Origin of the sequence: Agrobacterium sp. MS2 (assembly GCF_003261015.1) — a bacterium.
Lineage (GTDB): Bacteria > Pseudomonadota > Alphaproteobacteria > Rhizobiales > Rhizobiaceae > Agrobacterium > Agrobacterium pusense.
Map to the genome: position 1 here is coordinate 97627 of NZ_QLNF01000026.1, position 14996 is coordinate 112622.

General features: G+C 59.1%; 13 protein-coding genes. 6 read left to right on the forward strand and 7 right to left on the reverse strand.

Annotated elements, in window-relative coordinates:
* Positions 1-131 precede the first annotated feature (131 nt).
* The 3 genes from ychF to DOU54_RS11915 all read left to right on the forward strand — a co-directional run bounded on the left by ychF (position 132) and on the right by DOU54_RS11915 (position 2469).
* The gene (gene ychF, locus DOU54_RS11905; protein WP_004442957.1) at positions 132-1235 is read left to right on the forward strand and encodes a redox-regulated ATPase YchF; all 1104 of its coding nucleotides are present in this window, start codon (positions 132-134) and stop codon (positions 1233-1235) included.
* A gap of 296 nt (positions 1236-1531) precedes the next feature.
* On the forward strand, positions 1532-2005 hold the full coding sequence (locus DOU54_RS11910) for a MaoC family dehydratase (protein ID WP_006699462.1): 474 nt from the start codon (positions 1532-1534) through the stop codon (positions 2003-2005).
* Positions 2002-2469, forward strand: a complete 468-nt coding sequence (locus DOU54_RS11915) for a MaoC family dehydratase (RefSeq protein ID WP_004442959.1) — start codon at positions 2002-2004, stop codon at positions 2467-2469. The genes DOU54_RS11910 and DOU54_RS11915 overlap by 4 nt, the downstream gene beginning before the upstream one ends.
* 43 nt (positions 2470-2512) lie before the next feature.
* On the opposite strand, the gene DOU54_RS11920 is transcribed toward DOU54_RS11915, so the two are convergent.
* The 4 genes from DOU54_RS11920 to petA form a co-directional block, all read right to left on the reverse strand.
* Positions 2513-3055 (reverse strand): adenine phosphoribosyltransferase, encoded by a 543-nt coding sequence (locus tag DOU54_RS11920; protein ID WP_004442960.1) that lies wholly within the window; start codon positions 3053-3055, stop codon positions 2513-2515.
* A 225-nt stretch (positions 3056-3280) separates the two neighbouring features.
* The gene (locus tag DOU54_RS11925) at positions 3281-4168 is read right to left on the reverse strand and encodes a cytochrome c1 (protein ID WP_004442961.1); all 888 of its coding nucleotides are present in this window, start codon (positions 4166-4168) and stop codon (positions 3281-3283) included.
* Between the two features lie 22 nt (positions 4169-4190).
* A complete protein-coding gene (locus tag DOU54_RS11930; RefSeq protein WP_004442963.1) occupies positions 4191-5474 on the reverse strand; it encodes a cytochrome b in 1284 nt (427 codons plus the stop codon).
* Between the two features lie 14 nt (positions 5475-5488).
* Positions 5489-6067 (reverse strand): ubiquinol-cytochrome c reductase iron-sulfur subunit, encoded by a 579-nt coding sequence (gene petA / locus DOU54_RS11935; protein WP_004442965.1) that lies wholly within the window; start codon positions 6065-6067, stop codon positions 5489-5491.
* Between the two features lie 309 nt (positions 6068-6376).
* On the opposite strand from petA, the gene DOU54_RS11940 reads away from it, so the two are divergent.
* On the forward strand, positions 6377-7309 hold the full coding sequence (locus tag DOU54_RS11940; protein WP_113381223.1) for an endonuclease/exonuclease/phosphatase family protein: 933 nt from the start codon (positions 6377-6379) through the stop codon (positions 7307-7309).
* 9 nt (positions 7310-7318) lie between these two features.
* Here the strand turns inward: DOU54_RS11940 and DOU54_RS11945 are convergent, their stop codons facing one another.
* The 3 genes from DOU54_RS11945 to DOU54_RS11955 all read right to left on the reverse strand — a co-directional run bounded on the left by DOU54_RS11945 (position 7319) and on the right by DOU54_RS11955 (position 12435).
* Positions 7319-9187: an ABC transporter ATP-binding protein gene (locus DOU54_RS11945; protein ID WP_004442969.1), complete on the reverse strand. Its 1869-nt coding sequence runs from the start codon at positions 9185-9187 to the stop codon at positions 7319-7321.
* 144 nt (positions 9188-9331) lie between these two features.
* Positions 9332-11182 carry an ABC transporter ATP-binding protein gene (locus tag DOU54_RS11950; protein WP_113381224.1) on the reverse strand — a complete coding sequence of 617 codons (1851 nt, stop codon included), beginning with the start codon at positions 11180-11182 and terminating at the stop codon, positions 9332-9334.
* Positions 11183-11559: 377 nt separating this feature from the next.
* The gene (locus DOU54_RS11955) at positions 11560-12435 is read right to left on the reverse strand and encodes a phosphodiesterase (RefSeq protein ID WP_004442973.1); all 876 of its coding nucleotides are present in this window, start codon (positions 12433-12435) and stop codon (positions 11560-11562) included.
* A 234-nt stretch (positions 12436-12669) separates the two neighbouring features.
* Between DOU54_RS11955 and DOU54_RS11960 the strand changes: the two genes are divergently transcribed.
* Entirely contained in the window at positions 12670-13143 is a 474-nt protein-coding gene (locus DOU54_RS11960) for a tRNA (cytidine(34)-2'-O)-methyltransferase (RefSeq protein ID WP_113381225.1), read from the forward strand.
* Between the two features lie 173 nt (positions 13144-13316).
* Complete coding sequence (locus tag DOU54_RS11965; protein ID WP_045532041.1) at positions 13317-14969, forward strand: Na/Pi cotransporter family protein; 1653 nt, start codon at positions 13317-13319, stop codon at positions 14967-14969.
* Positions 14970-14996 lie beyond the last annotated feature (27 nt).

Here is a 14996-nt window from a genome sequence, read left to right on the forward strand (position 1 = left end):
CAAGTCTGTCAGGAATTCCTCGCCTTTAAGAAGCCTTTGCCGGCCCAAATCGACCCGCGGGCTTGACCTTCCCCCGCCCTTTCCGCAAAAGGCTCCTCAACGAATTCTTTCAAACGGACAGGTTTCAAGCCATGGGCTTCAAATGCGGTATCGTTGGATTGCCGAATGTCGGCAAGTCCACTCTTTTTAACGCGCTGACGAAAACGGCCGCCGCACAGGCCGCCAACTATCCCTTCTGCACCATCGAACCGAATACCGGCGAAGTGGCGGTGCCCGATGCGCGCATGAAAATCCTTGCCGACATCGCCGGCTCGAAGGAAATCATCCCGACCCGCATCTCCTTCGTCGATATTGCCGGTCTGGTTCGCGGCGCATCGAAGGGCGAGGGTCTCGGCAACAAGTTCCTCGCCAACATTCGCGAAGTCGATGCCGTCGTACACGTGCTGCGCTGCTTTGAAGACGACGATATCACCCATGTGGAAGGCCGCATCAACCCGGTTGGCGATGCCGAAACGATCGAGACCGAGCTGATGCTCGCCGATCTCGAAAGCCTGGAACGCCGCGTCGAGCAGACGCGCAAGCGCGCCACCAGCAAGGACAAGGAATCGCTGGCCCAACTGCCTGTCATGGAAGCCGTCATCGCGCTGCTCACCGACGGGAAGCCGGCACGCCTGCTTTTGAAGACACTGGCGGACGAGGAAATCGAAATCCTCAAAGGCCTCAACCTTCTGACATCGCACCCGGTGCTTTATGTCTGCAACGTCTCGGAAGCCGACGCATCGTCCGGCAACGAGCACACCGCAGCCGTCGCAGAAATGGCGAAGCAACAGGGTGCGGAATGCGTGATCATCTCGGCGGCGATCGAAGCCGAAGTCGCACAGCTTCCAGCCGATGAAGCTGAAGAATTCCTCTCGGCCCTTGGTCTTAACGAGGCCGGCCTCGACCGGCTGATCCGTGCGGGATACCACCTGCTCGACCTCATCACCTATTTCACCGTCGGCCCCAAGGAAACACGCGCATGGACGATCGTGCGCGGCACCAAAGCACCCGCCGCCGCCGGCGTCATCCACAGCGATTTCGAACGCGGCTTCATCCGCGCCTTCACCATCGGCTTTGACGATTACGTTACCTACAAGGGCGAAGTCGGCGCCAAGGAAGCTGGCAAGGGACGCGACGAAGGCAAGGAATATGTGGTTCAGGACGGCGACGTCATCCACTTCCGCTTTAATACCTGATTTGATCTGAACGGGCTTGCTTCTTTTGTGGGGCGGACCCAGCCGCTTGTTTCTTCTCCCCGACCGGGGAAAAGATTGCCCCAAGGGTCGGATGAAGGGCGACGTTGCCGCAGCTCGCTACCTTCGCCCGCTCATCCCGCTGCCGCGACCTTCTCCGCGGCGGGGGAAGATGCAAGACGCATCCGCTCGCTCCATAGCGCCTTCCCGCTCCGATATTGCGCCACCGATTTGACCTTTACGTAAAGGGAAAAATCCTCTTAGATGCGACGGTATTGACTGTGCGAAGGGAGGAAACCATGGCGCCGGTCGCGACCTATGCTTACGAGGATTTCACGGTAGGGCGGGAGTTTCCGCTTGGACCGCAACCGATCTCCGCGGGGCAGATCATTGCTTTCGCCAGCGAATTCGATCCGCAACCCATGCATCTTTCCGAAGAAGCAGGCCGCCAGAGCATTCTTGGTGGGCTTGCAGCTTCCGGCTGGCACACCTGCAGTCTGCTGATGCGAATGATGGCGGACAGCTATATCTCGGATTCGACGTCGCAGGGCAGCCCCGGCATCGACTACGTTGATTGGAAGAAGCCGGTTCTGGCAGGAGATAGGCTTTCTGGGAAATCCATCGTGCTGGAGCAGCGCCCTTCGGCTTCGCGCCCCGGTATCGGCCTCGTGAAATTTCGCCACGAGCTTTATAACCAGCGCGGCGTTCTGGTGTCGCACGGCGAAAACACCGTGATGTTCCTGATGCGCGGCAATGGAGGTATTGCGGCATGAGACTGGCAGAACTCTCCCCGATCGGCGAACGAGTGACCCTCGATACGCTGCATTTTTCCGCCGAAGACATTATTCGCTTCGCCCGCGATTTCGATCCGCAGCCATTTCATCTTGATGCCGAAGCCGCAAAGAACAGCGTTTTTGGCGCACTTTGCGCATCTGGATGGCACACTGGTGCAGGCTGGATGAAGTGTTTTCTCTCGTACTGGGCCAAAGAGGTTAAAAGACTGAAGCTTGAGGGCCTTGAACCGCCAAAACTCGGCCCTTCACCGGGCTTTCGCGAACTTAAATGGAAAAAGCCGGTCTTCGCGGGAGACGATGTCACCTACTTCGTCACCCTGCTCGATACCCGGGCGCTGGAATCCCGAGCCGGTATCTGGCTGAACACCACATTTAACGAAGGGGTCAACCAGTCGGGAGAGACCGTCCTGACTTTCCAGAGCGGGGTTCTGGAATTCGAATAAGCGAGCTTCGGGGCATGTCATTGCGACCTGCCCCACCCGCCGCTCAATGACCGGAAAATTCCACCAGGGTCCGTACCTCGACACCGAGGTCCTCGAGTTTCTTGCGGCCGCCGAGATCAGGCAGATCGATAACGAAGCAGGCGGAGACGATCTCGGCGCCCATCTGGCGCAAAAGCTTGACAGCGCCCTCGGCAGTCCCGCCGGTCGCAATCAGGTCATCGACCAGAATGACCTTTTCACCCGGCTGCACCGCATCAACATGCATTTCCATTTCATCGACGCCGTATTCTAGGCTATAGGCAACCCTTACCGTGGCATGCGGGAGCTTTCCCTTCTTTCGGATCGGCACGAAACCGGCCGAAAGCTGATGCGCCACCGCGCCGCCCAGAATGAAGCCGCGCGCTTCCATGCCCGCGATCTTGTCGATCTTCGTTCCCGCATAAGGTTGTACGAGTTCGTCCACGGCGCGGCGGAATGCGCGGGGGTTGCCAAGCAACGTGGTGATGTCCCTGAAGATGATGCCCGGCTTCGGATAGTCGGGAATGGAACGGATGGCAGCGGAAAGCTCCGAAGCGATAACGGTCATGGTATTTCCAGTTAAAAATGGGAAATGGATGGTTCGGGCCACCCTATCAACTTGACGGCGGCGCACCAACTAAAAAGGACCCGCGCAACCTTCGGCCAACGCGATTGGTATGGCGCATCGCAAATCCGCATCTTGTGAACGACAACCAGGTCAATGCCAGACTTCTAATAAAAAGGCCCCCATGGAGACCATGGGGGCCGATGACTGCCGGCACCGTAGTGCCGATCAATGTTCCTTGTTGGCGTAGACCGATTTCTTGGTGAGGTAGATCAGCGCGGTGAAGATGAACAGGAACACCATGACCATGAAGCCGGTGCGCTTGCGCTCTTCCAGATGCGGTTCTGCAGCCCACATCAGGAAGGCGGCCACATCCTTGGAATACTGATCCACGGTCTGCGGCGCACCATCGTCGTAAGTCACCTGATCGGCGCTGATCGGCGGCGCCATCTTCAACGCGACCGCGCTGACGAAATACGGATTGAAATGTGTGCCTTCGGCCACTTCAACACCAGCCGGCGGGTCCTGATATCCGGTCAGCAGCGCATGGATGTAGTCCGGGCCGCCCTCCTGATAACCGCCGACGATCGGGATCATGTCGATGATGAATTGCGGGAAACCACGCTCCACGCCGCGCGCCTTGGCAAGCAGCGACATGTCTGGCGGTGCGGCGCCACCATTGGCGGCAGCAGCCGCCTCATGGTTAGGGAATGGCGACGGGAAATGATCTGACGGCACGGCCTTGCGATTATACATTTCGCCGTCGGCATTCGGACCGTCCTGCACTTCATATTCAGCGGCGAAAGCCTTTACCTGCTCTTCCGAATAGCCAAGATCCTCCAGCGTACGGAAAGAGACAAGGCTCATGGAATGGCAGGCCGAGCAGACTTCCTTGTAGACCTTGAGACCACGCTGAAGCTGGCCCTTGTCATATTTGCCGAAAGGACCGGCAAATGACCAGCTCTGCTCCTCGGGCTTGATCACCGGGAAGTGGCCCCCGGCAATCGCATGTTCCGTCTTGGTGGCGAGGTCATGGCTCTCCTCCGCCGCCGAGGCGACGGTGAAGGAACAGCCGATGGCGGCGAAAAGCGCGATGCTCGTTACAAGCTTCTTCATTGTCGTCATCCTTCCTTCGCGCTCAGATTTCGGCAGCCGCAGGCGCGGCACCCGACTTGGCGGCGTTCTTTTCGAGAACGGCCTCGGTAATCGAATTCGGAATACGCCGGGGCGTTTCGACCAGACCGAGGATCGGCATGATGACGAGGAAGAAACCGAAGTAATAAAGCGTGCCGATCTGCGACATGATGACGTAGGTGCCTTCCGCCGGGCGCGAACCCAGCCAGCCGAGCATGATGGCGTTCACCACGAACAGCCAGAAGAACATCTTGTACCAGGGACGATAGACGGCGGAGCGAACCTTCGACGTATCGAGCCAGGGCAGGAAGAACAGCACGACGATTGCGCCGAACATCACGAGAACGCCACCCAGCTTGGAGTCAATGACCCAGATGTTGAAGGTGATGGCGCGCAGCATGGCGTAGAACGGCAGGAAGTACCATTCCGGAACGATATGCGCCGGGGTCTTCAAGGGATCTGCCATGATGTAGTTATCAGGGTGGCCAAGGAAGTTCGGCATGTAGAAGACGAACCAGGCATAACCGATCAGGAACACGGAAACACCGAGCGCATCCTTCAGCGTCGCATAGGGCGTGAAGGGAACGGTGTCGGTCTTGCTCTTCACTTCGACGCCGGTAGGATTGGTCTGGCCGGTGACGTGCAGCGCCCAGATATGCAGGATAACGACGCCCGCAATCATGAAGGGCAGCAGATAGTGAAGCGCAAAGAAGCGGTTCAGCGTCGGCTGATCCACGGCAAAGCCGCCGAGCAGGAACTGCTGGATCCATTCGCCGATGGCAGGAAACGCCGTGAAGAAGCCGGTGATGACGGTCGCGCCCCAGAAGGACATCTGGCCCCAGGGCAGAACATAGCCCATGAAGCCCGTCGCCATCATCAGTAGGAAGATGACGCAGCCAAGAATCCAGAGGATTTCACGCGGCGCCTTGTAGGAGCCGTAATAGAGGCCACGGGCGATGTGCAGGTAAACCGCGATAAAGAAGAACGACGCGCCGTTGGCATGCATGTAGCGCAGCAGCCAGCCGTGGTTGACGTCGCGCATGATCTTTTCGACGGAATTGAAGGCAACCGTCGTTTCGGCCGCATAATGCATGGCCAGCACGACGCCGGTGAGGATCTGCACGATCAGCATGACGGAGAGCATCGCGCCGAAAGTGTAGGCGTAGTTCAAATTACGCGGGACAGGATAGGCAACGAAGCTGTCATAGATCATGCGCGGCAAGGGAAGCCGCGAATCGATCCACCTCTCGATGCCGGTGGACGGCTGATAACTGGAATGACCACTCATGAATATCTGTCCCCTTATCCGATCTTGATCACGGTATCGGATGTGAATGCAAATGTCGGGATGGCGAGGTTCTGCGGCGCCGGACCCTTACGTATGCGGCCCGCCGTATCGTAGTGCGAGCCATGGCAGGGACAGAACCATCCGCCGAAATCGCCGGCCTGGCCGAGCGGAACGCAGCCGAGATGGGTGCAGGAACCGACCATGACGATCCAGTTTTCCTTACCCTCGCCGGCGGAACGGTCGATATCGGTCGCCTGCGCGTCGGCGGCAATGTTGGCGTTGCGCGCCACCGGATCCTTGAGTTCGCCAAGAGCGACCGCCTTGGCTTCCTCGATTTCCTTTTCCGTGCGGTTGCGGATGAAAATCGGCTTGCCGCGCCACTTGACGGTAAGTGACATGCCCGGCTCGACCGCCGCGACATCCACTTCGATGGAGGCCAGCGCCAGCGTCGATGCGTCGGGGCGCATCTGGTCAATGAAAGGCCATGCAACTGCGGCGGCACCGACGGCGCCCGCCATTCCTGTCACTAGATAAAGAAAATCGCGACGGGTCGGTTCACCCGAAGCGTCGTGATTGGTTACGTGCTCGCTCACCGCTACACCATCCTCTGCGCTGTTTTTGCCGTAAATCGCATGAGTCCTCCCGCTATGATTTGATCCAGGACAATCTCCGTCCCACCGTCCTGGACACAACTGCGGCATCAAGAAACCGCGTCACTCTGTGTGATCGCAAAATATTGACCGACTTGGCAAGAGCAAAGCACACAAAGCTGCCGTAATTCTGCCCGAAGCGCCCGATTTGCTTCTCATTTTTTCGCCGCCTCTGGCAGTCGGGCAACATTGTGCACCCAAAGGCGCCATGTTAGGAGACTACGAGGGAGAGCTTGGAAAGCAGGGATTCGGATGACGGCGAAGCTCTCGTGCATGGTCTCCACGGCGGTTGCTGCCGTTCTCGTCATTGCCAGTCTGCGCTACATCACCGATTTCTGGCTTCTTGCCTTCGTCACCAGCTTCCAGCTTCATATCGCCATCATCTGCGTCCTGTTGTCATGGCTGGTATTTTGGCTCATGCGCGACGCCTTTTCCGCCGTGCTCTTGGTCTGGTCGATTGCGCTCGCCGTCCATGCGGTGGCCATGCTTCTGGATTTTTCGACATCGGCCACGGCCGCACCGGATGCGCAGCCGTTCCGGCTGCTTTCTTTCAATGTTCTGATGGATAACGCCGCCAATGCGGAGGTTATTGCCGACGCGATTGTCGAATCACACGCCGATGCGGTTTATCTCTTTGAAGCGGACGCCCTGCAATCGGCTCTGCCGCGTCTGCAACAGACATACCCGCACAGGCTGGGCTGCTTCGAGGGAACGCCGGGCTGTGACCTCGTGATCCTATCGAAGCGGCCTTTGCTCGAAGGCCATTTTCATAGTCTTAGCGACCTGCGCCGCGACCGTTTCGCGATCGCCAAAATCGATCTCGACGGTAGGGAAGTCACGCTTGCCGCGGCACATCTTACCAAGCCCTATTTCGACGATTATCACCGCGACGAGCTGGACGAGGTCAGCGAAATTCTCTACCGCGTCACCGGACCGCTCATTCTTGCAGGAGACTTCAATTCGGCAAGCATCGCTCCCGATATGCGGGATTTTCTGGCCGCCAACGATCTCAGGAAAGCGCCCTGGGAGCCCGCGACTTGGCCAACGGAAGCAGGACGTTTCGGCATAGCCATCGACCATATTTTCGCCCGTGAACCGGCAACGCTGATAAAAACCACGCGCCTGCCGGACAGTCTCGGCTCCAATCATTACGGCCTGATGGCCGACTTCATGATCGGCAAATAGCGCCGCGCTTTACGGGATCGCCTCGTCTGCCGCGAGAAACCCGCCCGATTGCCGCGCCCAGAGCTCCGAATAGAGTCCGCCCCGCGAGACCAGTTCCGAATGCGTGCCCTGCTCGACGATGCGCCCCTGATCCATCACGATCAACCGGTCGAGCGCCGCGATGGTCGAAAGGCGGTGGGCGATTGCCAGCACCGTCTTGCCCTGCATCAGCTCGTCCAGATTACTCTGGATCGCAGCCTCTACCTCGGAATCGAGCGCCGAGGTCGCCTCATCAAGCACGAGGATTGGTGCATCCTTCAGCATCACACGGGCAATGGCTATGCGCTGGCGCTGGCCGCCGGAGAGTTTCACCCCGCGTTCGCCCACATGGGCGTCGAAACCGGTGCGTCCGCGCTGATCCTCCAGCCGCTTGATGAAGTCGTCCGCCTTGGCCCGTCGCGTCGCCTCCTGCAATTGCGTTTCGCTGGCGTCGGTGCGGCCGAACAGGATGTTGTCCCTGATAGAGCGATGCAGCAGCGAGGTGTCCTGCGTAACCATGCCGATATGGGCCCGCAGCGATTCCTGGGTTACCCCCGCAATATCCTGCCCGTCGATGAGAATGCGTCCTTTCTCGACATCGTAAAACCGCAGCAGCAGATTGACGAGGGTAGATTTTCCCGCGCCGGAGCGTCCGACGATGCCGACCTTTTCCCCTGCCCTGATGTCGAGATTGAGATGATCGATGACGCCGTTCTTTCGGCCATAGTGGAAACTGACATTCTCGAAACGAATGCTCGGTTTTTTAACCTCCAGCATAACCGCGTCAGGCGCATCGACGAGACCGATCGGCTGAGAGATCAACTCGGCGGCGTTCTGCACCGTGCCGAAATTACGCATGATGCCGTTGAACTGCGTCATCAGGCGCCCCAGCAGGAAATTGAGACGCAGCACCAGCGCCAGCGTGAAGGCCACCGCACCGGAACTGATCTTGCCGGAAAGCCACAGATCGATGCAGAGAGCCGCCATGGACGTGATCATAACGCCTGACAGCAGCGCCATCGATGCCCGCACGCCGGTAATGAACCGCGTGAACGTCATCGTCGCACGCTGAAAGATATCGAAGCCCTGCCGCATGTAGCGGTCATTGGCGTCGTCGCGCCCGAACAGCCGCAGGGTCTGGATATTGCTGTAGGCATCTACCATGCGGCCGGAAAGCATGGAGGCGGCTTCCGCCGTTTCTTTTGAATGATAGCGGATGCGCGGCACGAAATAGCGCGCCAGCAGCGAGAAGATCGCCACCCAGACAACGACGACGACCGCAAGCCGCCAGTCCAGCCCCCCGATCAGAAACAGCATCGAGACGGAATAGATACCGACGAACCAGACGCTTTCCATCAACGAGGTCACAAGGTCGCCCGCCGCCTGCCCGCCGGACCAGACCTTGGTGACGATGCGGCCGGAAAAATCGTTCTGGAAAAAGGTCAGCGACTGCCGCGCCACATGCATGTAGGATTGCCAGCGCACCAGGTTGTAGAAGCCGGGCGTGATGATCTGCTGATCCACCAGCGCCGTCAGCATCGTGACGATGAAGCGGATGACCCCGATCAGGACAAGCATGCCGACGAGCTCGCCGCCATGGGTGGAAAGCAACCCGGCCCAGCCTTCTTCCGGTTTTACCGTCGAGAGAATATCAACAAGCCGACCGACGAACCAGAAAAGCGCCGCCTCGATGGCCGCAGTCAGCCCACCCAGCACCAGCATCGCGAAGAACGGCGCTTTCGCCTGCGAAATATAAAACCAGATGAAGGCGAACGTGCTTTCCGGCGGCCGCAAATCGTCCTTGCGGTCGAAGGGCTTTATCCAGTTCTCGAAATACTCGAAGATGCGGGTAATGAGCATGATCCGGATATAGGCGGATTCCCGGTGCGGGAACAGCCGCGGAGGCTACGGTGAGAGATTATATTTCGGTAACGTTCGGGAACTGAAAAAGGCGGGAATAAAAGACGGAGGGCGGGAACCCTGTTTCCCGCCCTCCGTCTTTCCTTACTCCGCGGCCGCTTCCGCCTCGTGATCGGCGATGAAGCCGCCGGACTGGCGCCGCCACAGATCGGCGTAAATGCCGCCCATTGCCACCAGTTCCGCATGGCTGCCCGCTTCCACGATCCGGCCCTTGTCCAGAATGATCAGCCGGTCCATTTCGGTGAGCGTCGAGAGACGGTGGGCGATGGCGATCACCGTCTTGCCCTCCATAAGCGAGAACAGGTTCTCCTGAATTGCCGCCTCGACTTCTGAATCGAGCGCCGAGGTCGCCTCATCAAGTACCAGAATCGGCGCATTCTTGAGGAAGACGCGCGCAATTGCGATACGCTGGCGCTGGCCGCCCGACAGTTTCACGCCGCGTTCACCTACCTGGGCATCGAGGCCCTGGCGACCATGCATGTCGACCAGCGTTTCGATGAAATCCCAGGCATTGGCCCGCTTTGCTGCCGCAATCACCTGCTCGTCGGTGGCTTCCGGATGACCATAGGCAATGTTGTCGCGGATCGAGCGGTGCAGCAGCGACGTATCCTGCGTCACGACACCGATCAATTCTCGCAGGCTGTCTTGCGACACCTTGGAGATGTCCTGACCGTCGATGGTGATCCTGCCGCCTTCCAGATCGTAAAAACGCAGCAGCAGGTTCATCAGCGTCGTCTTGCCCGCCCCCGAACGCCCGACCAGACCGACCTTTTCGCCCGGCTTGATATCAAGCGTCAGCCCGTCGATCACGCCCTTGTTCTTGCCATAGTGGAAGCGGACGTTGTCGTAGCGGATGCCGCCCTGCGGGGCCGCAAGTTCCGGAGCCTTCGGAACGTCGACGATGTCATGCGGCTTCGTCATCATCGACATGCCGTCATAGACCGTGCCGATGTTCTCGAACAGCGACGTGACTTCCCACATGATCCACTGCGACATGCCGTTGACGCGCATCGCAAGGCTGATGGCGATGGCAACCGAACCGGCCGTCACCGAACCCTGCATCCAGAAATAAAGACCGAGCGCGGCCGTTGAAAACAGAACCATCGCATTGTTCAGGTCGATCAGGATGTTGAAGCCGGAAATCTTGCGCATCTGGCGGTGAACGGTTCCGAGAAACACGTTCATGCCCTCACGCGCGTATCTCTCCTCGCGGCCCGCATGGGAAAACAGCTTGATCGTCGAAATATTCGTATAGCTGTCGACGATCCGGCCCGTCATCATGGAGCGCGCATCGGCCTGCTCCTGCGCCAGCCGGCCGAGCTTGGGCACGAAATAGGCGAGGATACCCATGTAGATACCCAGCCAAACCAAAAGGGGGATAACCAGTCGCCAATCGGCAGCCGCGACCATGAACAGCATCGAAACGACAAAGCTGATAGCGTAGACGAAGACGTCGATGACCTTCAGTGCCACTTCGCGGATCGCCAGCGCCGTCTGCATGACCTTGGTCGAAACCCGGCCGGCAAATTCATTGGCGAAAAACGTCATGGAATGGCGCAGCAGGAAACGGTGCATTTTCCAGCGCGCAATCATGCCGAAATTGCCGGCAAGCGTCTGGTGCATCGTCATGGTGTGGATCGCGCCCATCAGCGGCAGCAGAAACAGCACCAGCCCGGCCATGATGATCAGATGCCAGCCCTCATCGGCAAAAAACGTCTCGCGATTGGCCGTGGAAAGCCAGTCGACGATATTGCCGAGGAATTTGTAAAGCATCGCTTCCGCAACGGCGATGCCCATCGACATCAGGCCGAGCAGCAGCAGCCACGGCCAGGCGGGCTTCACATAATACCACAGGAACGGCAGAAGCGTCTTCGGCGGCACGGAAGGCGTCGAAGACGGAAAGGGATCGAGACGTTTTTCAAACCAGCCAAACATAGGCCAAGCTCCGGCAATAAATCGCCCCGTCGTCAAAGGTAAGCGGACGCAATATGGCCCACGACGGAACGGAAAAGTCTTTGAACATGGCCGTGACAGCCACATGACGAATCGGAATATGGGAAACGCGGCCGAGCCGCGGAGTAACACCTAGGCCAGCAGCAGCACTACTGGGGCCGGGAGGCGAATACGAATGTCATTTGGCATAAGAACCTCCCTTGGCTGGTGTTGAAGATATGGCCTTGTAGCGCAAAAATTAAGCAATGACCAGCCGGAAAGACACCGACACGCTCGAAAACTCAAGATGTGTCGAGTAGCACAATGGGACGGATTTACCCGCAAAGGTTTCCGACCACCGCCTGCCGCGCTGCATCGCCTTATTCGGCTGCGTCCTGCGCCTGACCACTCTCATATTCCGTGATCAACTCGATCATTCCGGCCTGAGTATGGCGCTTGAGTTCCCGCCGGTCGCTGGGCTGCGGGGCAAAGGTAACGGTCAGACCCGTATCCCTTATCGTGCCGATGGCGAAAGATGCGCCGGAGAGCATGCGTACGCCCTCATGCAGCCACAGAGGATCGGTCGCGAAATGCTGGCCGATACCGACCACGATGGGAATGCCCTGCCAGTGTGACATGCGGTCGTAATGGATGTGGCCTGCCAGAATACCAATGACGTCATGTTCGAACAGCAGCTCGTCCAGAATCTCGGTATCGTCAAAGGACAGGGATTCCCACTCCGCATCGGGACGGTCGAAATCAAGCGCCGGCGCATGGTGCATCACCAGCAGCTTCGGCAATTCGGGATGGTTTTCCAGCTCATCCTCAAGCCATTCGACCTGTCCGGGTTCGAAAGCACCCCCAACCTTGCCGGGAACGCTGGTGTCCATGACGATGATGTGAATGCCGGCAATCACCTCGGCATGGTCATAGGGCTCGTCCAGATCCTCGTGGCGATCGAGCATCACGGGATAAAATCCATCGCGGCGGTCGTGATTGCCGAGCGCGAAGAGCACAGGCATACCGAGTTCCGCTTCCTTTATCAGACGCTTGAGCTCCTCATAGCTGCCGGCATCGCCCCGATTGGTCAGATCGCCGCTGACGACGATGAATTCGGGCGGCGGCACCAGCGCCTTGATCTGCGCAAGCGTCGTGGAAAGCGTGGCCGAGGTCTCTGAATAAAGATCGTCATCCTGCACCTGCGGATTGCCCACATGCAGATCGGTCAGATGGACGAAATTCACCCGTTCGGACATGCTATCCCCCTGTTGCTGCGTGCAGAAGATCCGGCTCAAGTAGGCCGACGTCAACCGTCCCCGATGGTTCGGGCAAGCCTGATGATGTACTGGTGAATGGGTAGCCGCCCAGTGTGTCACGCGCATGAATATCCGGTCTGGAATGGCACCCGAGAGGGACTTTTCGCAAACTGCCTGTCGTCCCTTGCCTGCGCGTGATAATCGGACGAGCACAGCAACCGCAGTGAGATCTCCATGTCCGGCACCACGACCGAAATCAGAATCGCCCTTTACCAGCCCGACATTCCCGGCAATACCGGCACCATCCTGCGGATGGCCGCCTGCCTTGGCCTTGGCGTCGACATCATCGAACCCGCAGGTTTCGACATCTCGGATCGCAATCTGAAACGGGCCGGCATGGACTATATTGCGGCGGCCGCCCTCACGCGCCATGTCAGCTGGGATCGCTTCGAGGAATGGCGGGCAACCACCGGCCGGCGGCTCGTCCTCGCCTCCACCAAGGCAGCCCAGCCCTATACTGATATCACCTATCGTGCCGACGATATCCTGCTCTTTGGCCGCGAAAGTGCGGGCGTGCCTGATCACGTGCATGAAAAGGCGGATGAGCGAATCATCATTCCGATGGTCGCCGGGCAGCGCTCGATCAACGTTGCGATGTCGGCTGCGATGGTCACCGGCGAGGCCTTGCGCCAGACCTCATGGTCCTGACCTGCCATCTTTACAGCCAATTTTTCAGGCAAATTTGAAAATTGGCCGTTTTTGCCGCGAAACTGTCGCAACCCGGCCTGTACCGGAGGCGTTCACGCTCCTATACTGATTAGCCGGACAATAAAAATCGCCCTCGCCGAGACGGTCCGCCGGCGGGTGTGTGGAGACGTCGCATGCAGTCCACCATTGTCATCGTCAATCTTCTCGGCGCGGTCGCGCTGCTGCTCTTCGGCCTCGCCCAGGTGAAGGATGGCGTGACCCGTGCCTTTGGCATGAAACTGAGGAGCGTACTCGCCACCGGCACCCAGAACGGGCCCCGATCCTTCTTTTCCGGCTTCTTCGCCACCGTCGCGCTGCAGAGCTCCACGGCAACCGCTCTCACCGTCGCCTCCTTCGCCGAACGTGACCTCATCAAGCCGCGCATGGCGCAGGTTGTGCTGCTTGGCGCCAATGTCGGCACCGCCGTGACCGCGTGGATCGTGGCGGCGGGCGTCGAATGGTTGTCACCGCTTCTGATCCTCGCGGGCATCGTGCTCAAGAAGGGAAGCTCCAACGCCAGGCAGGGCGGCGGAACGGCGCTGATCGGCATCGGCCTGATGCTTTTGTCACTGCATCTGCTGAGCGGCGCGACCGAGCCCATGCGCGCCTCGCCCGCGCTTGCCGTCTTTATCGGCCTGCTCGACGGGGCCTGGCCCGTTGCGCTGATTTTCTCCGCGGTGCTTGCCTTCGTCTCCTCCTCCAGCCTTGCCGTGGTGGTGTTGATCCTGTCGCTTGCGGCCACCGGAACGCTTTCCACCGGCCTCGTCATCGTCCTCATTCTCGGCGCCAATCTCGGCGGCGCCATTCCTCCGGTCATCGCCACGCTTTCCGGCCCCGCCTCGGCGCGGCGCATCACCATAGGCAATCTCGCGGTGCGCACCACTGGCTGCCTCATCGCCCTGCCGCTCGCCTCCTATGGCGCGGAGTTCCTGCAGCAATTGCCGCTTTCACCCGCGAAACTGCCGGTCGACGCCCATCTCATCTTCAACGTCATCCTGGCCGCGCTCGCATGGCCCTTCTCGGGCCTCATCTCGGATCTGATGACGAAGCTGGTTCCCGGTGATCCGAAAGCCGAAGACGGCCCGAATTTCCTCGATCAACAGGCGCTGGCAACGCCGGTGGTGGCACTTGCCAATGCAACGCGGGAGGTCCTGGGCGTCGGCGACAGCATCGAGCGAATGCTGATCCGCGCCGAAAACGCCTTCAAGCACAACGACCTGGCGCCACTTGCCGAAATATCCCTGCTCGAAAAAAAGGTCGACCGCCGCCAGCAGGAAGTAAAGGTCTATCTGTCCCAGCTCGGCCGCAAGGGGCTTGACGATGAGGATGCCCGCCGTTCGATCGCAATCATCGATTATGCCATCAACCTCGAACATATCGGCGACATCATCGAAAAGGGCATTTGCGAACAGATCCGCAAGAAGGTGCTGAACAGCTTCAAATTTTCCGATGACGGTTATGAGGAGTTGAAGACCCTGTTCGACATGACCATCGAGAACCTGCGCGCCGCCCAGAGCATTCTGGTGACCGGCGATTTCGAACTTGCCCGCAGGCTGATGGAAAGCAAGGTGGATATTCGCCGCCTCGAAAAACAATCCTCCAACCGCCATCTGGAGCGGCTGCGCGATGGACTGACGGAAAGCATGCAGACAAGCTCGCTGCATCTCGACATGCTGCGCGACCTCAAGCGTATCAACGCCCATATCGTTTCGGTGGCGCACCCCATTCTGGATGAAAGCGGCGTGCTGATCGAAAGCCGTTTGCGATACGCCGAGCCGCGCGCCTAGAGGATTTCAGGAAGCGTCGCCCGGTTT